18 protein-coding genes and 1 pseudogene are annotated in these 21923 nt (G+C 67.5%); 4 read left to right on the top strand and 15 right to left on the bottom strand.

Going from position 1 to position 21923, the window contains the following annotated elements; genetic code table 11:
- Positions 1-49: 49 nt before the first annotated feature.
- Positions 50-1075 (top strand): NAD-dependent epimerase/dehydratase family protein, encoded by a 1026-nt coding sequence (locus QUE68_RS08615; RefSeq protein WP_286275418.1) that lies wholly within the window; start codon positions 50-52, stop codon positions 1073-1075.
- On the opposite strand, the gene QUE68_RS08610 is transcribed toward QUE68_RS08615, so the two are convergent.
- Positions 1068-3923, bottom strand: coding sequence for an MMPL/RND family transporter (locus tag QUE68_RS08610; RefSeq protein WP_284225566.1), 2856 nt, complete (start codon positions 3921-3923; stop codon positions 1068-1070). The genes QUE68_RS08615 and QUE68_RS08610 overlap by 8 nt on opposite strands.
- 135 nt (positions 3924-4058) lie before the next feature.
- Here QUE68_RS08610 and QUE68_RS08605 point away from each other — a divergent pair, with 135 nt between their 5' ends.
- Together QUE68_RS08605 and QUE68_RS08600 are read left to right on the top strand one after the other, a co-directional pair.
- Positions 4059-4481, top strand: a complete 423-nt coding sequence (locus tag QUE68_RS08605) for a PPOX class F420-dependent oxidoreductase (protein WP_284225565.1) — start codon at positions 4059-4061, stop codon at positions 4479-4481.
- Between the two features lie 28 nt (positions 4482-4509).
- Positions 4510-5235 carry an IspD/TarI family cytidylyltransferase gene (locus QUE68_RS08600; protein ID WP_284225564.1) on the top strand — a complete coding sequence of 242 codons (726 nt, stop codon included), beginning with the start codon at positions 4510-4512 and terminating at the stop codon, positions 5233-5235.
- Here the strand turns inward: QUE68_RS08600 and QUE68_RS08595 are convergent.
- The 7 genes and pseudogenes from QUE68_RS08595 to QUE68_RS08565 all read right to left on the bottom strand — a co-directional run bounded on the left by QUE68_RS08595 (position 5213) and on the right by QUE68_RS08565 (position 12956).
- Positions 5213-5911: an IspD/TarI family cytidylyltransferase gene (locus QUE68_RS08595; RefSeq protein ID WP_286275417.1), complete on the bottom strand. Its 699-nt coding sequence runs from the start codon at positions 5909-5911 to the stop codon at positions 5213-5215. The two genes, QUE68_RS08600 and QUE68_RS08595, sit on opposite strands and share 23 nt — an antisense overlap.
- Positions 5912-5916: 5 nt before the next feature.
- Entirely contained in the window at positions 5917-6915 is a 999-nt protein-coding gene (locus QUE68_RS08590) for a patatin-like phospholipase family protein (RefSeq protein WP_286275416.1), read from the bottom strand.
- A 22-nt stretch (positions 6916-6937) separates the two neighbouring features.
- The gene (locus tag QUE68_RS08585; RefSeq protein WP_286275415.1) at positions 6938-7606 is read right to left on the bottom strand and encodes a twin-arginine translocation pathway signal; all 669 of its coding nucleotides are present in this window, start codon (positions 7604-7606) and stop codon (positions 6938-6940) included.
- Positions 7603-8493, bottom strand: a complete 891-nt coding sequence (locus QUE68_RS08580) for a hypothetical protein (RefSeq protein ID WP_286275414.1) — start codon at positions 8491-8493, stop codon at positions 7603-7605. The genes QUE68_RS08585 and QUE68_RS08580 overlap by 4 nt, the downstream gene beginning before the upstream one ends.
- Before the next feature lie 142 nt (positions 8494-8635).
- A complete protein-coding gene (locus tag QUE68_RS08575) occupies positions 8636-10090 on the bottom strand; it encodes a FadD3 family acyl-CoA ligase (protein ID WP_286275413.1) in 1455 nt (484 codons plus the stop codon).
- Positions 10091-10147: 57 nt separating this feature from the next.
- A complete protein-coding gene (locus QUE68_RS08570) occupies positions 10148-11338 on the bottom strand; it encodes an amidohydrolase family protein (protein ID WP_284225557.1) in 1191 nt (396 codons plus the stop codon).
- Between the two features lie 35 nt (positions 11339-11373).
- Positions 11374-12956, bottom strand: a pseudogene (locus tag QUE68_RS08565) (AMP-binding protein).
- 83 nt (positions 12957-13039) lie between these two features.
- On the opposite strand from QUE68_RS08565, the gene QUE68_RS08560 reads away from it, so the two are divergent.
- Positions 13040-13762, top strand: a complete 723-nt coding sequence (locus QUE68_RS08560) for an enoyl-CoA hydratase/isomerase family protein (protein ID WP_284225556.1) — start codon at positions 13040-13042, stop codon at positions 13760-13762.
- Here QUE68_RS08560 and QUE68_RS08555 read toward each other — a convergent pair.
- From QUE68_RS08555 to QUE68_RS08525, 7 genes are read right to left on the bottom strand one after another with little or no spacing between them, the layout of a single operon-like run.
- Positions 13759-15963 (bottom strand): molybdopterin-containing oxidoreductase family protein, encoded by a 2205-nt coding sequence (locus QUE68_RS08555; RefSeq protein WP_284233548.1) that lies wholly within the window; start codon positions 15961-15963, stop codon positions 13759-13761. The two genes, QUE68_RS08560 and QUE68_RS08555, sit on opposite strands and share 4 nt — an antisense overlap.
- Positions 15951-16814, bottom strand: a complete 864-nt coding sequence (locus tag QUE68_RS08550) for an LLM class flavin-dependent oxidoreductase (protein WP_284233546.1) — start codon at positions 16812-16814, stop codon at positions 15951-15953. Before QUE68_RS08550 ends, QUE68_RS08555 begins: the two co-directional genes overlap by 13 nt.
- Positions 16814-17812, bottom strand: a complete 999-nt coding sequence (locus tag QUE68_RS08545; protein ID WP_284233545.1) for a phosphotransferase family protein — start codon at positions 17810-17812, stop codon at positions 16814-16816. The genes QUE68_RS08550 and QUE68_RS08545 overlap by 1 nt, the downstream gene beginning before the upstream one ends.
- Positions 17796-18584, bottom strand: coding sequence for an SDR family NAD(P)-dependent oxidoreductase (locus tag QUE68_RS08540; protein WP_284225552.1), 789 nt, complete (start codon positions 18582-18584; stop codon positions 17796-17798). The genes QUE68_RS08545 and QUE68_RS08540 overlap by 17 nt, the downstream gene beginning before the upstream one ends.
- Positions 18581-19897: an acyl-CoA dehydrogenase family protein gene (locus tag QUE68_RS08535; protein WP_284233543.1), complete on the bottom strand. Its 1317-nt coding sequence runs from the start codon at positions 19895-19897 to the stop codon at positions 18581-18583. Before QUE68_RS08535 ends, QUE68_RS08540 begins: the two co-directional genes overlap by 4 nt.
- A 3-nt stretch (positions 19898-19900) precedes the next feature.
- Positions 19901-20701: an enoyl-CoA hydratase/isomerase family protein gene (locus tag QUE68_RS08530; RefSeq protein WP_284233541.1), complete on the bottom strand. Its 801-nt coding sequence runs from the start codon at positions 20699-20701 to the stop codon at positions 19901-19903.
- A complete protein-coding gene (locus QUE68_RS08525) occupies positions 20698-21900 on the bottom strand; it encodes an acetyl-CoA C-acetyltransferase (RefSeq protein WP_284234703.1) in 1203 nt (400 codons plus the stop codon). The genes QUE68_RS08530 and QUE68_RS08525 overlap by 4 nt, the downstream gene beginning before the upstream one ends.
- Positions 21901-21923 lie beyond the last annotated feature (23 nt).

Genomic DNA, 21923 nt, shown 5'->3' with positions numbered 1-21923 from the left:
CGGCGGTTGACGGTACCGAATACCCCTTGGTGCCGCTACATTCACCACCATGTCATCGACGGCCGGCGCGACGAAGTTGGTCATCGGCGCCAGTGGTTTCCTGGGCTCGCACGTCACGCGCCGGCTCGTCGAGCGCGGCGAACGGGTGAGGGTGCTGGTGCGTACGACCAGTTCCACCGCGGCGATCGACCACCTGACGGTGGAACGGCACTACGGTGACGTCTTCGACGGCGAGGCGCTGCGGGCCGCGATGGTCGGGGTCGACGACGTGTACTACTGCGTGGTCGACACGCGGGCCTGGCTGCGTGACCCAACTCCCCTGTTCCGGACCAATGTCGAAGGGCTGCAACACGTTCTGGACGTCGCAGTCGACGCAGAGCTGCGGCGGTTCGTCTTCACCAGCAGTATCGGCACCATTGGCATCCCCGCGTCCGGTCGGCTCGCGACCGAGGACGACGCCATGAACTGGGCGAAACGGGGCGGCGGGTACATCCAATCGCGGGTCGCCGCCGAGGATTTGGTGTTGGGCTACGCCGCCGACCGCGGCCTGCCCGCCGTCGCGATGTGCGTCGCCAACACCTACGGGCCGGGCGACTACGCCCCGACGCCGCACGGCGCACTGCTCGCGGCGGCGGCCAGGGGACGGATGCCCGCCTACGTCAGGGACACGGCCAGCGAGGTCGTCGGCATCGAGGACGCGGCGGCCGCGCTGCTGCTCGCCGCCGAGAAGGGCCGAAACGGCGAGCGCTACATCGTCTCCGAGCGATACATGACCGCCCACGACCTCTACGGCGCCGCCGCCGCGGCCGGCGGCGTGGCACCACCCCGCTACGGCATTCCATTGGGCGTGATGTCGGCACTCGGCACGGTCGGTGACGTGGCGGCTAGGGTCTTGCGCCGCGACATGGAGTTGTCGAGCCTCAGCATCCGGCTGATGCACGTCATGCCGCCGATGGATCACGGCAAGGCCGAGCGCGAACTCGGCTGGCAGCCGCAACCGATCCACGAATCCATCGAGCGTGCGGTGCACTGGTACCGCGAACACCGGAAACGGTCTATCGCAGAAGCTATTTGACTCCGGACGTCGCTGCAGGCTCGGTCGGTGGAGGCAGTTTCACCGCCGCGCGCGAGCGGACGATCTGCGGCCACCAGAACCACTTGCCCATGAGCGCCGCGATGGCCGGTGTCATGAAGGACCGCACGATCAGGGTGTCGAATAGAAGCCCCAACGCGATCGTCGTGCCGACCTGTCCCATCACCTTGAGCTCGCTGAACGCGAACGTCGCCATGGTCGCGGCGAAGACCAGGCCGGCCGACGTCACGACCGAACCGGTGCCGGCCATCGCGCGGATGATGCCGGTCTTCAGCCCGCCGGGCAGCTCTTCCTTGAACCGTGAGACGAGCAGCAGGTTGTAGTCCGAACCCACCGCCAGTAGCAGGATCACCGACATGGCCAGCACCATCCAGTGCAGCTGGAGACCGAGGATGTGCTGCCAGAGCAGTACCGACAATCCGAACGACGCGCCGAGGGACAGCAGCACCGTGCCGACGATCACCGCCGCGGCCACCACGCTTCGGGTGATGACCAGCATGATGATGAAGATCAGTGTCACGGCTGATATTCCGGCGATCAGCAGGTCGTACGCCGACCCGTCCCGCATGTCCTTGTAGGTGGCGGCGGTGCCGGCGAGGTAGATCTTCGAACCCTCCAGCGGCGTGCCCTTGATGGCTTCCGCGGCGGCCTGCTTGATGGCGTCGATGTGGGAGATGCCCTCGACGGTCGCCGGGTCACCCTCGTGGCTGATGATGAACCTCACCGAGTGCCCGTCGGGTGAGATGAAGTTCTTCATGCCGCGCTTGAAGTCCTTGTTGTCGAAGATCTCCGGCGGCAGATAGAACGTGTCATCGTTGCGGGAGTCGTCGAACGCCTCGCCCATCGCGGTCGAGTTGTCCGACATCGCCGACTGCTGGTCCTGGAAGCCGCGCTGAGTCTGATAGGTCGTCAGCAGCATCTGCTTGACCGACTTGAGCTGCGCGAGCTGGGGCCGCAGCGAATCCGCGAGCTGCGGCGTGAGCTCGTTCAACTTCTGTGTGTCGATGACGACGGCACCGAGCTGATCGGTCAGCGCGTCGATGCCGTCCAGCGCGTCGAAGATCGACCGCCCCGTGTAGCACAGCGGGATGTCGTAGCAATGCGGCTCCCAGTAGAGATAGGAGCGTAGGGGCCGGAAGAAGTCGTCGAAGTTCGCGATGTCGTCGCGCAGATCGTTGGTCGTGGCCGCCAACTCCGTGATCTTGTCGGTGAGATCGCCGATGTTGGCCGTGAGCTGGTCCATCAACGACAGCATGCGAGTCAGGGTGTCGATCATGGTCTGCATGTCGTTGGCCTGCTGGAGCAGGTTGGCGAACGAATCCTGCTGGTACTTCTCGTTCATCTTCGAGGTGGTGCCCTGCATGCTGATCTGGAACGGAATCGTGCTGTGCTTGATCGGCTTGCCGTCGGGCCTGGTGATGGTCTGCACCCGGCCGATGCCCGGCACGTGGAAGATGGCCTTCGCGATCTTGTCGATCACCAGGAAGTCCGCCGAGGTGCGCAGGTCGTGATCGCTTTCGATCATCATCAGCTCGGGGTTCATCCGGGCAGCGTTGAAGTGCCGGTCGGCCACCTGGTAGCCCACGTTGGCCGCGATGTCCTCCGGCAGGTACTTGCGGTTGTCGTAGCTGGTCTTGTAGCTGGGCAGGGCCAGCAGACCGATCAGGGCCAGGGCGATCGTCGAGACGAGGACCGGAACGGGCCACCGCACGACGACCGTGCCGATCCGCCGCCACCCCTGCGAACGGATGGCCCGCCTGGGTTCGAAGATGCGGCGGAAGCGGCTGCCCAGGGCGACCACCGCGGGACCCAGCGTCAGCGCGGCCAGGACGGCAACGAGCGTTCCGACGGCACAGGGCACACCGAGGGTCTGGAAGTACGGCAGCCGGGTGAAACTGAGGCACAGCATCGCGCCGGCAATGGTCAGACCCGACCCAAGGACCACGTGGACGGTCCCGCGAAACATGGTGTAGTACGCCGCTTCGCGGTCTTCGCCGACACCCCGGGCTTCCTGGTAGCGGCCAATCAGGAAGATCGCGTAGTCGGTACCCGCGGCGATGACCATCAGGGTGAGCAGGCTGGTGGCGAACGTCGAGAGCCCGATGATCTCGTAGTAGCCGAGGAAGGCGACGATGCCGCGGGCGGCACCCAGCTCCATGAACACCATGAACAGGATCAGGGCCATGGTGGCGAAGGAGCGGTACACCAGAAGGAGCATCGCCGCGATGACGACCAGAGTGATGACCGTGACCATGATGACGCTTCGGTCACCCGCAGAGTGTTGATCCGCCACCAGCGGCGCACCGCCGGTGACGTAGGCCTTCACCCCTGGCGGGGCGGGCGTCTGATCGACGATCTCACGGAGCGCGGTGACGGATTCGTTGGCGATCGTCTCGCCCATGTTGCCGCGCAGATAGACCTGCACGTACGCGGCTTTGCCGTCGTTGCTCTGGGCGCCGGACGCCGTGAGCGGGTCACCCCAGAAGTCGGAGATGTGCTCGACGTGGGCGGTGTCGGCCTCGAACTTGTCGACCAACTGGTCGTAGTACTCGTGCGCCGCGGCGCCCAGGGGCTGCTCACCCTCGAGGATGACCATCGCGTTGCTGTCGGAGTTGAACTCGTCGAAGTTGCTGCCGATCTTCTGCATCGACATCATCGACGGCGCGTCCTTGGCGTTCATCGACACCGTGTTCGCCTCGCCGACCTTCTCGAGGGTGGGCACCGCGACGTTGGTGATCACCGTCAGCGCGAGCCAGCCGAGGATGATCGGCACAGCCAAGCGCCGGATCGCACGCGCTACCTTCGAGGGTTCGCGCCGCGTGTCACTCATTCGAGTCCACCCAGCCTCCTCGATCACACCGACGTCATATATCTAGGCCGTCAAACTGTCTCCTGTCAATTTGCGCGACGACCCGGTGCCGGGCGCCACTGGTCGACGTGACCTACCGCACCTACCGTGGTGGACATGGACGCGCTCACCGATGACGTCATCGCCTTTCTGTCCGAGGGAACGCGCACCGCCATGCTCGGCTACGTCGCGGCCGACGGCAGACCACTGGTCGCTCCCGTGTGGTTCGTCGTCGACGACGGTCGTCTGGTGTTCAACACCCACGGCAGCACCGCAAAGGGTCGTGCCCTCGCGCGCGACCCGAGGGTCGTCGTGTGCGTCGACGATCCGCATCCCCCGTACTCGTTCGTGCAGGTGCAGGGCATCGCCGAAATCAGTGAGGATCCCCACGAGCTCCTCGACGTCGCGACCCGCACCGGCGCCCGCTACATGGGCGCGGAGCGGGCCGAGGAGTACGGGCGCCGCAACGGAGTGCCCGGCGAACTGGTCGTGCGGGTCCGGCCGACGAAGGTGATCACGGCGTTCAACCTCGCCGAGTGACCGCGGGCGGGCAGGCTAGCGTAGGCCGATGCACACGGGTCCCATCGCGGTCGGCGTCGTGCTGGCCGCGGGTATGGGCACGCGAATCGGGGCCGACGGCAACAAGGCGTATCTCCCGCTTGCCGGGCGGAGCATGCTGTCGTGGTCGGTCGAGGCGGTCGCCCGCTCGACGATGATCGCGCGCACCGTCCTGGTGTTCCGCCGGGGTGAACGCGACATGGCCGCGCGCACGCTGGCCGCCGAACTCCCCCACGTGGCTGTCGAACTCGTCGAAGGCGGTGACACCCGCCACGGTTCCGAGGAGAACGTCCTTCGCCATCTGGCCCCCGACATCGAATCGGGGGCCGTCGACGTCGTGCTCATCCACGACGCTGCCCGTCCACTGGCGGAGACGGCGATGGTGGATACCGCGCTGAGCACCGCGCGCGCCGTGGGTGGCGCCATACCGGTGCTCCCCGCCACCGACATCGTGACCGCGACCGCCGACGGCCGGCTCACACCCACTAGCGGCCGACTGGTGCGGGTCCAGACACCCCAGGCGTTTCGCGCGCAGCCGCTGCTCACCGCTTACCGACTGTCGGCCGGAGGCAGCTTCGAGGGAACCGACACGGCGTCCTGCGTGCAACGCTTCACCGATCTCGAAGTGCGCGTATTCCCCGGCGCCTCAACGAATCTCAAGGTCACCTTCGCCCACGACGTGCGGCTCGCGGAGGCACTGCTGCAGGACGGGGTCAATCGTCGAGGCAGGCGATGATCGCGTGCAGCAGACGCGCATCCGCCGCCGACTCGACGCGGATGGCGTTGGCGTGACCGGCCACGGTGCCGATCTCGAGACCGGCTCGCACGGCCGCGTCGAACTCGTCGTCGTCTTCGGCATCGTCGGGCCCCACCGAGATCAGTCGCCACAGCGCCGAGGCGGTGAAGCCACGCGGAAACTGCACCGCCCGCAGCGTGGAACGGTCCACGGTACCGAGCACCGAGCCCAGGACGTCGACGGTCTTGACGGTGTCGGTCACCGGCAGGAGGGGCACCACCACCTCGGCGCCTGGCCCAAGGCCGGCGAGCACCCGCGCGGCGACGTCGGCGGGTGACAGCGGGTAGCGGCGATCGCAAAGCAGGACCGCCGTCAGCGAAGCCTGTTCTGCGCCAACGTGTTCCAGGCCCGCACGGATGAGGTGACGTCGCGATCCTGGGGCGGGGGCGACGATGACCGCCGCGTCCAGGCCGACCAAGCGCAGGCACGCCCGTGCGTCCTCCGCCAGCGCGGGCGGCGTCACGACGACCACCCGGTCCTCGGCCACCGCACCCAGGACCGACCGGACCACGCGCACCAGCGGCGCCTCGCCTGCCACCGGCGCGGTGGCCGCCGCGACGTCGTCGGCGTCGGCGAGCGGCACGATCGCGCACGGGTTCATGGTCGGGACGCTCACCTCGGTCAGCGGAACCGGCGCAGATAGGCCGGCCAGTTCCAGTCGGCGAGGAACCGTTCGGCTGCCCCGTACCCCTTCAGATACTGCGCCTCCACCTCGTTCTCGCTGATGTCGAAGTCGAGGAATCCGACGTCCGTGGAGTCCACCCGGATCGCCCGGGCCTCGACCCACGGCTGAGCGAGGTAGGCCTGGTCGCGGCCCACCAGCATGGTGGTCAGGACGTCCTCCAGCAGGTGCGGCGCGCCCAGCTTGCGGAGCGCCGCCAGCGCGGGAATGACGCCGTCGTTGCCGTCGGGCAGGTTCGGCAACAGGGTGATGCCGAAGCTGGGCCACCGCGGCGGCTTGCCGTCGGTCCGGTCCAAGGAGTCGAGGGGGAAGTTCGACAGCAGCCCGCCGTCCACCAAGGTCGAGGTGAGACCGGCGGTGCTGACGATCGACGCCGGCCGGAAGATGAACGGGATGGACATCGACGCCCGAACGGCGTCGGCGACCGACTGCTCGTCGGGATCGAGGCCGTAGACGCGCCGGTAGTCCCACGGCAGGTGAACCAACCGACCGAGGGTGACGTCGGCGACGGTGACCACCAGCCGGTAGCGCTGCTCGGGCGGCAACTCGTCGTCGTCGAGCGCGAGGTCCCCGAAGGTGGTGACCCCGAGATCGGCCAGCTGGCTGCGAACCCACTCGCGCACGTAGTCGCCGCGGTAGATTCCCGTGCCGCGGAGCAGAGCCTGCGAGGGTCCGATCACCGGCACCCGTTCCAGCGGACCCGGATCCAGGAACTTTCGGTAGTCCAGTTGCAACGCAAGCTCTTTGACCTGCGCACCCGTCATCGCGCCGGTCTGGGCCGCCGCGGCGACGACCGCTCCGACGATGGATCCCGCCGAGGTGCCGGAGATGCGTTGCGGCGAGTAGCCGGCGTCCAGGAGAGCCACGACGGCACCCACCAGGCCGACGCCCTTGACGCCGCCCCCCGACAGCACCAGATCGGCGCGCTCGTTCGTCACGCCTCCGACGGTACGGGTACCGCTAGACGGGGTCGAAGGCCGAGATCAACCAGGCGCCGTCGACCTTGGTGAGGCCCACCTTCACGCTGCTGGCCGTGAAGGACCCGTCGGGGTTCTCCTTGCTCGTCGTCGTCTGGTTCAGGAACAGCAGCACCTGCGCGTTGTCGGGGTTCACCTCGGAGGCGGCGGCCTGCACGATCGTGGCCGACGTCGTCACCGCCTTCTGCTTGACCGCGGGCGTCACGATGTCCTGAGTGAACTGGCTGTAGTAGTTCAGGAAGTCACCGGTCAGATGCGTCTTGGCCGCGGTGAAGTCCTTGTCCATCGTCTCCGGGGCGTACGACAACAGCGCGATGGCGCCGTCGGATGCCGCCTTGACGGTCTCGGCGGCGACGGCGGAGTTGGACTCCCGGTCGGGTTGGTACTGGTACACGTACAGCCAGCCGGCCAGACCTGCCGACGCGATCAGTGCGACCGCCAGTGCGAGCGGCGCCAGCATCTTCGTGCCGCGGGCCGACCGAGGAGCCTCGGCAGTGTCGGCCGGGGTCTCGTCACCGCCTTCGTCACCGACTTCGTCGCCGACTTCGTCGCCGTCTTCGTCATCGACGGCAGCCGGGGTCTCGTCGAGTTCCTCGGCGGTCGGTTCGACGTCCGGGGTCTCGACGTCGGTCACATCGTCCTTCTCGCTCATGGCACGAACTCGACTTTCGCCAGTTTGAGCTGTCCGCCGTCGCGGGCGATGTCGACCCGGAGCCGCCACGAGCGCGGCTGCTGGTCATTGCTGGCGGCGTTGGACACCTGCGTGGTCACGGCGACGAGCACGGTGGCGGTGTCCTTCGACATCTTCTGGACGGCAGAGGCGTTGACCGTGGCCTCGGTGACGACCTTCGATTCCTGCGCCACCTTGGTGAATTCGTCGGCCTGACCCTGGAAGTCCTTCTTGAAGTCACCGGTCGTGTTGTCGATGATTCGTTTGACGTCGTCGGCCGCGCTGTTGAAGTTCAGCGACATCAGCGTCACGACGCCCTGCCTGGCCGCGGCGGCGAACTCCGCCGACTGCTGTCGCTGTTCCGTCGCCTGCCGGTGGTGCAGGACCATGTACGCACTGGCGCCGAGGAATCCGATCGTGCAGAGGATCACCAACGCGGCGGCGATCCAGCGGAGCCGGATGCGGGGTACGCCGAGGCCGAGCCGACGACGGCGTGGCGCTTCGTCTTCGGGGTCCTCGGGCTCCTCGGCGGGTTCGGCGTCGGCGAGGTCGACCTCGGTGTCGTTGGTCGCGTCCGGGGTTTCGTCGACCTCGGGCGCGACCGGTGCCGTTGCCGCCGGGGCGACGGGATCGGATGACTCGGTGGCCGCGGCTGCCGCTTGCCTCCGGAGTTTCAACGCCCGGGCACGTGCGCGCGCGGCGGCCGCGGCGGCCTCCGCGGCATCGGCTTCGGCTTCGGCCTCTTCGGCGAGCGCGAGCGCGTCATCCGGGCCAGCCGCCACCTCCTGGGGGGCAACCTCGGTGTCCGTCGGATCGTCGTGTGCGTCGCCGCCGTTGAGCACCGGCGAGGCTGGTTTGCGAGACGACATGCGACCTCCCGTCCTGTTCATGGGGTGTAGCTCGTGAGAATGGCATTTCCATCGGTGAGCAAGGCCCCGACCATACTCCGTTCCACATTCGGCAAGATCTCGCACGAACTGCAGAAACACTGGTTCCGTGCTGTGAAAGTGCTCAGCGCAGTTGGTCCTTCACCACCTTGCCGGTGGCGTTCGTGGGTAACTCGAGGACGAACTGTACATACCGCGGGGCCTTGAAACCGGCCATTCGCTGACGACACCAATCGATCAGTTCCTCCTCGCCGATCGGGTCGACCGAGGAGCGCAGGACCACGAACGCCCTACCGACCTCCCCCAGCCGACAGTCGGGCACGCCGATGACCGCGGCCTGTGCGATCGCCGGATGTTCGGCGAGAAATCCCTCGATCTCGGCCGGATACACGTTGAAGCCGCCCACGATGAACATGTCCTTCTTGCGGCCCACGATCCGCAGCCGGCCCGACTCGGTGAACTCGCCGAGGTCCCCCGTGTGCAGCCACCCGCGCGAGTCGATTGCCTCGGCGGTGGCGATCGGGTCGTCGAGGTAACCCTGCATGACGCTGTACCCGCGCACCAGGACCTCACCGTCGTCGCCGATGCGGACCTCGACGTCCTCGCAGGGGAGGCCCGCGGTGGTGGCGACGTCGGCGAACGAGTCGCCGGGGCGCGACAGCGTGACGTTCCCCGATTCGGTGAGTCCGTAACCGGTCATCAACGACTGGAACGGCAGCTCGTCGTGGATCCGCCGAATCAGCTCCACGGGGATGTCGGCGGCCCCGGTCACCCCTGCCCGCAACGTGGCGAGCCTGCTCTTGTCGGCCACCGTGAGCAGTGCGTGATACAGCGTCGGCGGGCCGGGAAGCATCGAGATGCGTTCGCGCTCGATCAGATCCACGGCGTGATCGACGTCGAAGACCGCCAACGGCAGCATCGTGGCGCCGCGGAGGAAGGAGGCGACGAGCCCGGCCTTCAGCCCGAAGGTGTGGAAGTAGGGGTTGATCATCAGGTAGCGGTCGCCCGCACGCAGATCGGCGAGCGTCGCCCACTCCTCGTACATGCGAAGCGTCTGAACGTGATTCATCATCGCGCCCTTGGGCCGACCCGTCGTACCCGAGGTGTAGATGACGTCGGAGACGTCGTGCCCGTCCAACCAGTCCCGCGGTTCGCGCGCGAATGGCGAACCGCTGGTGAGGAAGTCGGACCCGAGATCGATCGTCGGCGCGTCGAGTGCCGCGCCGAAATCCTGCCCGAGGAAACCCTCCTGAACCAGGACCACCTTGGCGCCGCTGCGCGACACGACGTCGGCGGCTTCCTCGGCCTTGAACCGCGTGTTGACCGGCACCAGCACCGCACCCGCGGTCATGATCCCGAACGCCGCGATGATCCACGGCGCGGAGTTCGGGGCCCATACCGCGACCCGGTCACCCTTCTCGACGCCGAAGTCGGCGAGCGCCCCCGCGGCCTGCCGGATGCGGTCGGCGACGTCGACGAAGGTGAGGCGCAGCGGACCGTCGACGACCGCTTCCGCGTCGCCGAATCGGTCCGCTGCACTCAAGACCATCTCGGGGATGGTCTGCCAAGCGGTGCTCATCTGGCGCCGCTCCTCATCGGGCGCGGGCGCCCTTGATCGTCGCAACGCGCGGCTGGGTCAAGCAGTGATCAGTCGAGACAGGTTGCCGCCCATGATCTTCGCCTGATCCTCGACGGCGAGGTGCTCGAGCGCGGTCACGTAGTGCGTTGGCTCCGCCAAACCCTCCGGGTGCGGCCAATCCGAGCCGTAGAGCACCTGGTCGACGCCGATCAGGTTGATCAGGTCGTCGATGCCCTCCTCGTAGAACGGACTGACGTAGATGCGGTTCTTGATCTCCTCCATCGGGTTGCCAAGGAAGGCTTCGGGGGCCTTCTTGTACACCTCGGTCATCGAGTCGAGCAGCGGGAACATCCACTTCGAGCCGGCCTCGACGATGCCGACCTTCAAGGTCGGGAAGCGGAACAGCGCGCCGTGAATAACCCAGGAGGCCACCGCATCCTGGATGGGTCGCCATTCGTTGAGGATGCCCATGGCGTTGGTCTGGAACGGAAGCATCTCCTGCGCGCCGCCGTCCCACTCCGAGGTGTACCGGGAGTAGCCGCTGTCACTGGAGTGCATGCCGACGAAGACGTCGTATTCGACGCACTTCTGCCAGAACGGATCGAACTCGGGCAGCGCGAACGACCGAGGCCCGCGGAAACCGGGAACCGGCGCCGGGCGGATCAGGATGGCGCGGGCACCGCGCTTGACCGCCCAGTCCAGCTCCTCGATCGCCTTCTCGACGATCGGCAGCGTGATCACCGGCGTGGTGTAGATGCGGTTCTGGTAGTTGAAGCCCCAGGTTTCGTGGAGCCACTCGTTCAGCGCGTGCACGATGACGTGGATGGCGACCGGGTCGTCACTGAGACGCTCCTCGATGAGGCTGGCCAGCGTCGGGAACATCAGCGAACGGTCGAGGCCCAGCTCGTCCATCTTCTCCAGCCGCGGTGCGGGCTCGAAGAAGGCAGGAATGGCCTTCATCGGCTCGCCGAAGAGCTCGCGCTTGCTCTTGCCGTCGGGGTTGCCGAACTTGAAGTATTCCTCCCAGGCACCCGGCTTGGCGACCACCGAGAAGGTGGGATTGGGGATGTAATTGCTGATCTGGCCCCGCAGCGCGATCTTGGTGCGGCCGTTGATCTGGACGTATTGGACGACGTCCTTGTACTCCTTGGGGAGGAACTTGGTCAGCGCCTCCGGTGGCTCGTACAGGTGGTTGTCCGCGTCGAACAGCGGAAAGGGCACGTCGACCCGGTGCGAAAGTTGACCCATGGAACTCTCCTTTTCGATTTGAGAGAATCCTATTCTCACATGCGTCGGGTGGCAACGGTTTCTTGGGCCTGGCCCGCCGGGAGCCGGACCGCCTCACGGACGCGGAACTTCTGGACCTTCCGCTCGCGGTACGGGGAAAGTCTTGCCCCTCGGGGACCTCGTGCAATTCCTCCGGCCACTTCTGCCGCGCCGCACCCGCGCGTTCGAAGTGCGCCCGCACGTCGTCCAGGGTCGGCATGACGTGCCCGGGCTTGGTCCGCAGGACTGCGGCCGCCCGTTCGCCGAGACGGTCGTCGAGCGCGGCCACCACCACGGCCTCGGCGACCTGCGGCATGCCCAGCAACACCTCTTCGACCTCGACCGCGCTGATGTTCTCGCCGCCGCGGATGATCACGTCGGCCTTGCGGTCGGTGATGGTCAGATAGCCGTCGTCGTCCATGACGCCGACGTCGCCGGTGTGGTACCAGCCATCGGGGTCGAAGGCCACGGCGGTCAGCGCCGGGTCGGTGTAGCCCAGGCAGAGATCCGGCCCGCGACTGAGGATCTCTCCGTCGGCGGCGAGCTTCACCTCGACACCGGGTCGCGCATTCCCATCGGTGTAGAGGCGTTTGTCCTCGGGCGCATCACGGCCCGATCCGGTGATCGACGGGTGCTCGGTGCTGCCGTAGGACCGGAAGACGAACACGCCCAGGTCGGCTAGCCGCCTGGTGACCGCGGCGGGCACGGTAGAGCCGCCCAGCCCTACGGTCTTGATGTGACCCCGATGCTCGTCGGTGAAGTCCGGATGGTCCAGCAGGCTGGTCACGAAGTAGGGCGGACCTCCGCCGATGGTGATGCCGTCGGACTTCATCAACGCGAGTACCGAAGCGGGCTCGAACACGTCGGCCAGATCGATCGGGGCCCCCTCGATCACCGGGATCAGGAGCGCGCCGATCATGCCGATGAAGTGGCCGACGGGTGTGGCGGTCAGCTGCCTGCCGCGGTCCGGCGGGTAGTTCTCCAGCAGTTGTCGCGTCTCGCAGCCCAGCGTCTGGTGACTGTGGATGACGCCCTTCGGGTCGCGGGTGGTACCCGAGGTGAAGGCGATCAGCGCCGGCGCGCCGGGGTCGGTGTCGACGGTACCGGTCATCGGCTCGTCGGCGAGGAGTCGATCGAAGCTCGCTTCTCCGACGAGCGCGACGATCGGCACCTCCTCGGACAGCTCGGGGTGAAACTCCATCCGGCCGAAGTTCCTGGTGGTGAGGAACGCCTTCGGCCTGACGGTCGCGAGGATGTGCGATACCTCCTTGGGCCCGTAGAAGTGCACGATCGGCACCACCACGGCGCCGAGCATCGCCGAGGCCCAGAACGCCGCCGCAGCCTCCATCCAGTTGGGCAGTTGAAGCGCGACGACGTCGCCGGGTCCGACACCCCGGTCGCGCAGGCCGGCGGCGAGCCGACGGGCGACGGTCTCGACCTCGCGGAACGAGCCGACCCACGGCCGATGCGCGGAGTGCACCTGGAAGCCGACGTCCGGATGGGAATCCAGCCCCCGTGCGAGCATGGCGCCGAGGGTCTCCGTCGTCCACCACCCCTGGTCCGCATAGTGTCTTGCCAGTTCGGCAGGGATGATTCGCACGGGGTGGGCCACCACACGGCGATGCTATTCTCCCGAAACGAGAATGCCAATATCGCTCACGGAGAACGGCGGTTTAGCGACACATGGTCGACCTGGAGATCGAGGACGGCTTGGCGGTCGTCACCATCGACCGCCCACACGCGCGCAACGCCATCTCACTCGAGACGATGGACCAGCTCGACCACGCGCTGGACGGGGCCCACGGCGCCAGGGCGTTGGTGATCAAGGGCGCCGGGGACAAGGCGTTCGTCTCCGGCGGCGACCTCAAGGAACTCAGCGCCCTGAGGACGGAGGCCGAGGCGGCGGCGATGGCACGGCGGATGCGCGGGGTCTGCGACCGCATCGCCGCATTCCCGGGCCCCGTGCTGGCGGCGCTCAACGGCCACGCCCTCGGAGGCGGCGCCGAAGTGGCCGTGGCCGCCGACATCAGGCTCGCGGCCGACGACGTCAAGATCGGCTTCAATCAGGTGACCTTGGCGATCATGCCCGCCTGGGGTGGCGCCGAGCGGCTCGCTGCCCTGGTCGGCAAGGGCAGGGCGCTGCTCCTCGCGGGCACCGGCTCCGTGCTCGACGCGGCCGAGGCGCAGCGGCTCGGTCTCGTAGACCTCGTCGTACCCCGGGCGTCGTTCGAGGAGGACTGGCGCGCCGTCGCCCGCAAACTCGCTGCCCCGCCGGTCGCGCCCATCAAGGGGGTGATCGCGGGAACCTCGGCGGAGGAGGCCATCTCGGCGTTCGCCAGACTTTGGGTGTCCGACGAACACTGGGCGGCCGCCGACCGGGTGATGAACCGCAAGCGGTCTGACTAGCCGGCGGCGCTCACACGCACCGGGACGTTGCCCTGCCGCGGCATACCGGTGATGGGGTCGAAGTCGACGTCGGTGGGGACCAGACGACCGACGTTGCTTCCGCGGTCCATCACCTCGTGGTCCTCGGCCGGCAGTCCGCCGAAGGCATGGTGCATGGCGACGACGTCGAGACGAAGGGTGTCATCGGCTTCGAGCACGCTCGGAATGTGATCGTGCGGCGAGGTGATGGTCACCAATGCCCCGGTTCGCAACCCCAGCTCGGCGATCGCATCGGGATGCATGTACGCCGGGTTGTAGGGCTTCCCCCGGTTCAGCGCGGGCAGATTGGTTCCCGACGAGTTCATGAAGTTGCCCGCCCGGCGGGGAATCAGCCGGAACGGAAAGTCCGTATCACTGCGCGCCGAGCGGAAGTCCTCGGCCTGCACGTCCTCCAATTCGCCGAGCAGGTAGGTGTTTCCGACGTCGAGCTTGGCGACGCAGTCGGCATCGCGCGGTTGGACCACGGCGTCGACGTCGAAGATCTTGCCGTGCGGATGGCTGGCGACCTCCTGAAGCGGGATGCGCGAGGTGGAGCACATCTGGGCGAACAGTTCCTCGGTCGTCATCTCGGTATCGCCATTGAGGTTCACCACGACGGGCGGCGACTCCATGAAACGTCCGCCGCCGCCGCCGAAGAAGTTCACGAACCACAGCTCGAGCTGCATCCGCTTGGCGAGACCGAGGAAGAACTGCCACTCCTCGGTCAGATCGGAACCCGCGGGCGGGTCCACCAATCGCGGTGCGTACTGCGCGTAGGCGGCGGGGATGCCGGTGCCGCTGGTGTAGTACTTGATCAACTCGCTGCCCTGAGTCATGGCCGGGGTTTCCATCTGCATCCGCGGGGCGATGACGTAGTCGGCCAAGCGCGAGGTCAGCGACATCTCGGTGTCGAGGGTGACGAGCATCTCGAGGCTCTCGAGTGCTCGCTGCGTCTTGCGCTGATCGGGCCACGCGGCCATGGGGTTGCCGCCGATGCAGATCAATGCCTTCACCTGGCCGTCACCCTCGAGGAGGATCTCGTCGGCCAGCGCCGCCGTCGGCATGCCGCACACCGCGTCGGTCAGTCCGCGCACGCGGAGCCGTTCCCCGTAACCCCAGCCCTCATACGGTGGATGGGCCTGCGCCTTGGCGGTGAAGGCAGGCATCAACGTGTTCGGTCGGGTGACCCGACTGCCCGCCCGTTGCCAACGACCGCAGATGGTGACCAGGCACAGGCAGAGGTACTCGAGCAGGTTGCCGTGCATCGCGAAGTTGGCGCCCGTGCCCGCATTGACCATTCCAGGCCGGTCCCCAAACGTCGCGAAGAGGCGCGCAGCATCGATCAGCTGCTGCTCGGGAACGTCGGCTCGTTCGGCGACATAGGGAATCGTGAAGCCCGCCACGGCTTGGGCCAGATGGTCGAACCCGGCGACATTTTGATTGAGGAAGTCGTTGTCGCACAGTCCTTCTCGAATGATCAGATTGATGATCCCCGCAACGATCGACACGTCCTCGCCGGGTCTGGGCTGCAGATGGATCGCTGCCCGCGCCGCCGTCTGCGATCGGCGGGGGTCGATGACGATCAGCTTCATGCCGCGGGCCAGGGCGGCCTTCAATCCCTGCGCGGGATTCTGGCCAGGAATTCCGATCGCCTTGGACACCAGCGGGTTGGTGCCGATTAGCATCCAGCTGTCGGCCTCGTGGAAGTCGACGTCGCCACCGAGCCAGTGACCGTGTGCGGCGAGGGCGATCTGCTTACCGGGTTGGTCGATCGTGTTGGCGGTGAAGAACATCGGCGAATCGATCGCCCTGATGAACGCGTTCGCCATCAACGCCGACGCCGGATACGGCAGGCCGTTCGTGCCCAGGTAGAGCGCCACCGATCTAGGGCCGTGAACGTCGATGAGGTCCTGCAACGTGGCGGCGATCTCGTCCATGGCGCGCTCGGCACCGATGGCCTCGTACGTGCCGTCGGGCCGTCGCTTCTGGCTGCGCAGCAGGCGGGCTGGGTTGTTGTGGATCTCCGGCAGCGCCCGTCCCTTGGCGCACGTGTATCCCTTGAACATCGGGTTGTCCGGATCGCCGGTCACCTTTGTCAGCGTGCCATCGGTGACGGTGGCGAGCACTCCGCAGTGGGCCGAGCAGATGCGGCAGATCCCCGGACTCGTCGTCACGTGCGGCATGCCGACCCTCTCGTACCGATGACGGTGGTACCGAATCCCTCGATCGTCTCCACGGTGGCACCGTCGGCAAACCACACGTAGAACCGTTGTGCACCCTCTGATTTCAGTCTCGCGAAGTGAGCGCTCAGTGATTCGGCGTCGCCGCACACCAAACCTGGCCCCAGGTGCCCCCAGCGCCGACGGCTCGCCTCGTCCACGGCCTGCGGGTCGGTGCCGTGTCCGGCGAAACCGACCATCTGCTGCACAGACACCCGTGCGGTACCGACCGAACCCGCCAGCTCGGAAAGGCGATCGACCCGGTCGGCAGGCAGGTTCCACCAGTCTGCATGCTTGCGCACGACCTCGAGCATCCGCGGTCCGGTGCCGCCGATGACGATCGGAATCGGCTGCGTCGGCGTGGGTGCCTGCGCGCGGTCGCCCGCCTCCCCACTCCCCCAGTACTCGCGGATCGCGGTGAGGTCGCGGTCGAGTCGGCGGATGCGTTCGAGTCCGTCGCCAGCCGCAAGATCGAACTTCGCGAGTTCCTCGGGCATGGAGCCCGAGCCGAGACCGAGCTCGAACCTGCCCTCGGATGCCTCGGCAAGGGTGACGGCCTGCTTGGCGAGTACGGCGGGGTGACGATATGCGTCGCACAGAACGAGGTGCCCCACCCGTAGCGTCGTGGTCTTCGCGGCCACCCACGTGGCGATGCCCATCGCCTCCCACACCGCGAACTGGCTCGCGCCGGGCGTCTCGAGGTGATCGAAGAACGCCACCCCGTCGAAGCCACTCGCTTCGGCGGCCTGCGCCCGCGCGACGAAGTCGGGGATGCCCAGCCGGTATTGCGACATGTACAGGAACCACTCGGTCATCATCGAACCACCTCGAATCCTTCGTTGGCGGAAAGCGTTTCGGTAGCTCGCTCGACGAGGTGCGGCACCGCCGAGGCCAGCGCCTCCAAACCCGGGTCCGGGCTGCTCCTGCGACGGTTGTGCTTGACGATGAGTGACCAGGTCGCCGCTGACTTGAAACAGGCCAACGCCACGAACCAGCCGAGGTCGGGTACGTCGCGGCCGAGCGCGCGGGCATACCCCGCCGCCAGCTCGGCAGGCGAGGGGGTCGCCCCGAGGAACGGCGTAGCCCGCCCGTAGGTTCGCGGATCGGCGTTGGCGAGGAACCAGCCGGCGTCCACCCGGGGATCCCCGACGGACCAGATCTCCCAGTCGATGACGGCGGTGACGTGATCACGTTGCGCCAGCAGATTTCCGAGCCGGAAGTCGCCGTGCACCAGTGCGGCGGGCAGTGGGATGGGCAGCGTGGCGCGCAAGGCCTCCGCGGCCTCCTGCCACCCCGGGGCCAGCGTGGGCTCGACCGTCGCCAGTGCCCGGCACCATCGGTCGATCTCGGCCTCCGATCCGACGACGGGTTCAGCGCCGAGACCGATCTCGGTCACGTCGAGACGGTGCAGGGCCGCCATCACTCGCGCCGCGTCGTGCATCCGCTCGGCCATCGTGGTGTCGTCGCACCCGGCTCGGTCGTCATCGAACAGCGGCTCGAGTGAGGTGCCGTCGAGGAACGACATCACGAACAGTGGCGGCACGTCGGGTGGTTCGCCGCGATCCTCCCAGAGCACTTCGGGCACGGGCACCGAGGTGGGAGCCAGTGCGCGGATGATGCGGGCTTGGCGCAGCACGTCGCGGTGCAGTGTCGGAGGTACTCCCGGCGGCGCCATCTTGACGACCACCCGCTGCTCGCCGAGCGCGCCGACGAAGGTCAGGCTGGAGGCACCACCGCACAACGGCCGCAGGTCCGTGACTCCGCGAGCCGCCAACAGCACACGCGCGCCGTCGAGTTCACTCGGTGCGGCCATCGGTCTCCCGCAGGTAGTCACTCGTGTGGGCAATGCGGCCGGTCTCGATTCTGGGATCGCCCGTGCAGAGCAGAAACACCGTCTCGACGATGAGGCCGATGTCCTCGGTGTCGGTCTTGGCGAGGTCGAGTGAGCCGGCTCCCGGCGTGGCAACGGGTTTCGACGGCGCGGCGGCGTTGACGGCGATGCCGTCGTCGGATAGTTCGGCGGCGAGGCTCTTTGTCATCCGGTTCATGGCTGCCTTCACCGTGCCGTACATGCCGAAACCCGCGTGGCGATCGAAGTCGTCGAACGGTGGGCCCGGCGGGAGGTCACCGCCCACCGAGGTGAGGTTCAGGATCCAGCCCCGGCCGCGCTCCCGCATGCCGGGAAGGGCGAGCTGCGCCAGGTGCAGTGGCGCGATCACGTGCATCTCGACCATCAGCCTGGCCCGCTTCTCCGGGAAGCCCGCCAGCGGTCGCAGAAAGGTCACCGCGGCGTTGTTGACCAGGATGTCTGGTGCGCCGACGCGCTGCACGACGTCGGCGAACATGCGCTCACGGTCCGCGGAGTCCGAGAGATCGGCCCGTACCGCCACCGCGGTGCCTCCGGCCGCGATGATCTCGTCGCGCGTCTCCCCAAGCGAGCCAACGTACTTCGGGTCGGGATCCATCGTGCGTGCGGTGATCGCGACCGTAGCGCCCTCGGCGGCGAACCGCAGCGCGATGGCCCTTCCGAGACCGCGACTGGCGCCGGTGACGAGGGCGACCTTGCCCTCACAGGACCCGCTCACGCCAGCCTCGCCTCGTCGCGCCGCGGGATGCCCGCGAGCCGGTCGGCGAACTTCTCCTCGGCGGCCTCCTGCAGCCGCAGGAGGTGTTCGGACGGGAACATGTCCGGCGCGGGCTTCACGTCCTTGAGCAGCTGGCGGGCCAGCGTCACCTTGTGCACCTCGGTGGGACCGTCCGCCAAACCGAGCACGAACGACTCCGTCAGGTACTGGACGAAGGGCATCTCGTGCGAGGTCCCCAGCGATCCGTGGATCTGCAGCGCGCGTGCCGACACGTCGTGTAGCACCTTCTGCATCATCGCCTTCACCGCCGAGATGTCGCTGCGGACCGCCTGGTAGTCGTTGAACTTGTCGATCTTCCAAGCGGTTTGAAGGGTCAGGAGGCGAAACGCCTCGATCTCCATCCAAGAGTCGGCGATCATCTCCTGCACCATCTGCTTGTTGGCCAACACCTCGCCCTGGGTATAGCGCGACACCGCGCGCTCGCAGATCATGTCGTAGATCCGCCGCACCAGGCCGACGGTGCGCATCGCGTGGTGGATCCGGCCGCCGCCGAGTCGGGTCTGTGCGACGACGAAGGCGCCGCCACGCGGACCGAGCATGTGGTCGTCGGGAACCCGTACGTTCTCGTAGCGGACGTATCCCTCGCGGCCACCACCGCCGAGCGGTTCGTAGCCCAGCCCCACGTCGCGAAGGACGTTGATGCCTGGCGTGTCACCGGGGACCACGAACATCGAATAACGTTGATAGGGAGGCGCTTCGGGGTCAGTCATGGCCATGACGATGATGAAGGACGCCATCGACGCGAACGACGAATACCACTTCTCACCGTTGATCACCCAGTGCTCGTCGTCCGCGACGGCAGTGGTCGTGAACACCTTGGGGTCGGCGCCACCCTGCGGCTCGGTCATCGAGAAGCACGACACGATGCGGTTGTCGAGCAGCGGCTCGAGATAGCGTGCCTTGAGTTCCGGGGTGCCGTAGTGGGCAAGGATCTCGCTGTTCCCCGAATCCGGCGCCTGCGAACCGAAGACGATCGGGGCACACTCGGATCGGCCAAGCACTTCGTTGAGCAGCGCCAGTTTCATCTGCCCGTAGCCGGGACCTCCGAGATGCGGACCGAGGTGCGTGGCCCACAGCCCGCGCTTCTTGACGATCTGTTGCAGTGGCGGAATCAGCGCTTGGCGCACGGGATCGTTGAGATCGTGGGATTCCTTGACGACGTAGTCGATCGGTTCGCACTCGTTGCGCACGAAGTCCTCGACCCAGGTCAGTTGTTCGGCCCACTCGGGGTCGGTGCTGAAGTCCCACGACATGAATCAGTCCCTTCGGTCGGTCCCGCGCGTCGACCACGCCTGGCGACGGGCCGCGGCCTCGTCGGTGGCGTGGGTAAGCACCTGGTTGCGGTTCTCGAGTTCCAGCGCGGCGTCGAGCGACGCGTCGGTGTTCGCCTGCAGCGCTCGCTTGGTCAGCTGCGCGCCGAGCGGAGCGAGCCCGGCGATGAGCGCGGCCAATTCGAGTGCCCGGTCGAGCAAACCCTCGGGCTCGACGAGTTCGCTCACCAGCCCTCGCCGGTCGGCTTCCTCGGCGGAGACCGTACGGCCGGTGAGCATCCAGTCGGCCGCGACGCTTGTGCCGACGATGCGAGGTAGGTGATAACTGGTGCCCATCTCGCCGCCCGACAGCCCGAGCAGTATCGCCGCGTTGCCGAACGATGCCGTGGCAGAGCAGATTCGGATGTCCGCCGAGAGGCATAGCGCCAATCCGGCGCCGACGCACGGACCGTTCACGGCGGCGACCACCGGCTGCGGGAGCGCACGGATCGCCGTGGGCAGCGCGGTCATGGCCTCCTGGAAGCGCAGTCGGTCGATGGCGGGGGCGTCCGCGGAGAGCATGGCCGGCCCGAAGTCGCGCACGTCGAGGCCGGCACAGAATCCGCGACCCGCTCCGGTCAGCACGACCGCACGCACTGCATGATCGGCCCCGAGGGCCGTGAAGGTCTGCAGGAGTTCGTCCCGCATGACCTCGTTGATGGCGTTGAGCCGGTCGGGCCGGTTGAGACGCAGCACTGCGATGCCGTCGTGCGAGGTGTCGAGGTCCAGCGTGGTGGGCACGCTCATACCCGCTCGACGATGGTCGCGGTGCCCATGCCGCCTCCGGTGCACATCGTGATTAGGCCGACCGTCAGGTCTCGGCGCTCGAGCTCGTCGAGCACGGTGCCGATGAGGATGGCGCCAGTCGCGCCGATCGGGTGCCCGAGCGCGATGGCTCCCCCGTTGACGTTGACCCGTTCCTGGTCGAGCGACAGGTCGCGAATCGTCTTGAGCGGCACGGCCGCGAAGGCCTCGTTGATCTCCCACAGGTCGACGTCGTCGACCGCCATACCGGCCTTCTCCAGACAGCGCTGCGCGGCGGGGCCGGGCGCGGTGAGCATGATGACGGGCTCCGATCCGACCGCCGCGGTCGCGCGGATCCGGGCGCGCGGCACGACGCCGTGCGCCCGTACCCAGCGGTCGGAGGCCACGACCGCCGCGGCCGCACCGTCGACGACGCCGGAGGAGTTTCCGGCGTGATGCACGTGCTCGACGTGCCCCACGTCCGGGTAGCGGTCCACGCAGATGTCGTCGAAGGTCCGGGCCTCCCCGTCGACGCGGGCGCCGCCGAGTTCCGCGAACGCGGGTCGAAGTCTCGCCAGCGCCTCCGTCGTCGTACCGGGGCGGGGATGTTCGTCACGATCGAGGAGCAGCGCGCCATCGTCGTCGTACACGGCGAGCACGGACTCGTCGAAGCGACCAGCCTCGATCGCTGCCACCGCGCGGCGCTGACTCTCGACGGCGAACGCGTCGACGTCGCTGCGCGAGAAGCCCTCCAGCGAGGCGATCAAATCGGCCGAGATGCCCTGCGGAATCGTCGGATGCAGTTGCCGAAAGGCCGGATTGGCGCCGTCGATGGTCACTGATCCTGCCGTGAGATTCCACCGCGACATCGATTCCACCCCGCCTGCGACCACCAGATCCTGCTGGCCGCTGGCGACGCCCATCGCGGCGACGGTGATTGCCTGCTGACCCGAGCCGCAGAACCGGTTGAGGGTCAGCCCGGGGACGGACTCGGGCCAGCCCGCCAGCAGTAGCCCGAGGCGGGCGATGTCGTCACCGTGGTCTCCGGCGAGGATGCCGTTCCCGGCGATGACATCCTCGACGTCGGCCGCGTCGAAGCCGACCCGCGTCGCGAGACCGGTCAGGCACAGTGCGAACAGTCGCTGCGGGTGCACGTCGTGCAGGCCTCCGTCGAGGCGTCCCCTGCCGCGTGGCGTGCGCACGGCGTCGAGGAGCCAGGCGTCGG

The sequence above is a fragment of the Mycolicibacterium sp. TUM20985 genome (assembly GCF_030295745.1).
In the GTDB taxonomy this organism is placed as follows: Bacteria; Actinomycetota; Actinomycetes; order Mycobacteriales; family Mycobacteriaceae; genus Mycobacterium.
This window is presented reverse-complemented; position numbering and strand designations above follow the sequence as displayed.

Excerpts from the sequence above, each read along its gene's own strand:
- QUE68_RS08615 (WP_286275418.1), top strand. The coding sequence starts at position 50 with ATGTCATCGACGGCCGGCGCGACGAAGTTGGTCATCGGCGCCAGTGGT.
- QUE68_RS08610 (WP_284225566.1), bottom strand. The coding sequence starts at position 3,923 with ATGAGTGACACGCGGCGCGAACCCTCGAAGGTAGCGCGTGCGATCCGG.
- QUE68_RS08605 (WP_284225565.1), top strand. The coding sequence starts at position 4,059 with ATGGACGCGCTCACCGATGACGTCATCGCCTTTCTGTCCGAGGGAACG.
- QUE68_RS08600 (WP_284225564.1), top strand. The coding sequence starts at position 4,510 with ATGCACACGGGTCCCATCGCGGTCGGCGTCGTGCTGGCCGCGGGTATG.
- QUE68_RS08585 (WP_286275415.1), bottom strand. The coding sequence starts at position 7,606 with ATGAGCGAGAAGGACGATGTGACCGACGTCGAGACCCCGGACGTCGAA.
- QUE68_RS08580 (WP_286275414.1), bottom strand. The coding sequence starts at position 8,493 with ATGTCGTCTCGCAAACCAGCCTCGCCGGTGCTCAACGGCGGCGACGCA.
- QUE68_RS08575 (WP_286275413.1), bottom strand. The coding sequence starts at position 10,090 with ATGAGCACCGCTTGGCAGACCATCCCCGAGATGGTCTTGAGTGCAGCG.
- QUE68_RS08570 (WP_284225557.1), bottom strand. The coding sequence starts at position 11,338 with ATGGGTCAACTTTCGCACCGGGTCGACGTGCCCTTTCCGCTGTTCGAC.
- QUE68_RS08560 (WP_284225556.1), top strand. The coding sequence starts at position 13,040 with ATGGTCGACCTGGAGATCGAGGACGGCTTGGCGGTCGTCACCATCGAC.
- QUE68_RS08555 (WP_284233548.1), bottom strand. The coding sequence starts at position 15,963 with ATGCCGCACGTGACGACGAGTCCGGGGATCTGCCGCATCTGCTCGGCC.
- QUE68_RS08550 (WP_284233546.1), bottom strand. The coding sequence starts at position 16,814 with ATGACCGAGTGGTTCCTGTACATGTCGCAATACCGGCTGGGCATCCCC.
- QUE68_RS08545 (WP_284233545.1), bottom strand. The coding sequence starts at position 17,812 with ATGGCCGCACCGAGTGAACTCGACGGCGCGCGTGTGCTGTTGGCGGCT.
- QUE68_RS08535 (WP_284233543.1), bottom strand. The coding sequence starts at position 19,897 with ATGTCGTGGGACTTCAGCACCGACCCCGAGTGGGCCGAACAACTGACC.
- QUE68_RS08530 (WP_284233541.1), bottom strand. The coding sequence starts at position 20,701 with ATGAGCGTGCCCACCACGCTGGACCTCGACACCTCGCACGACGGCATC.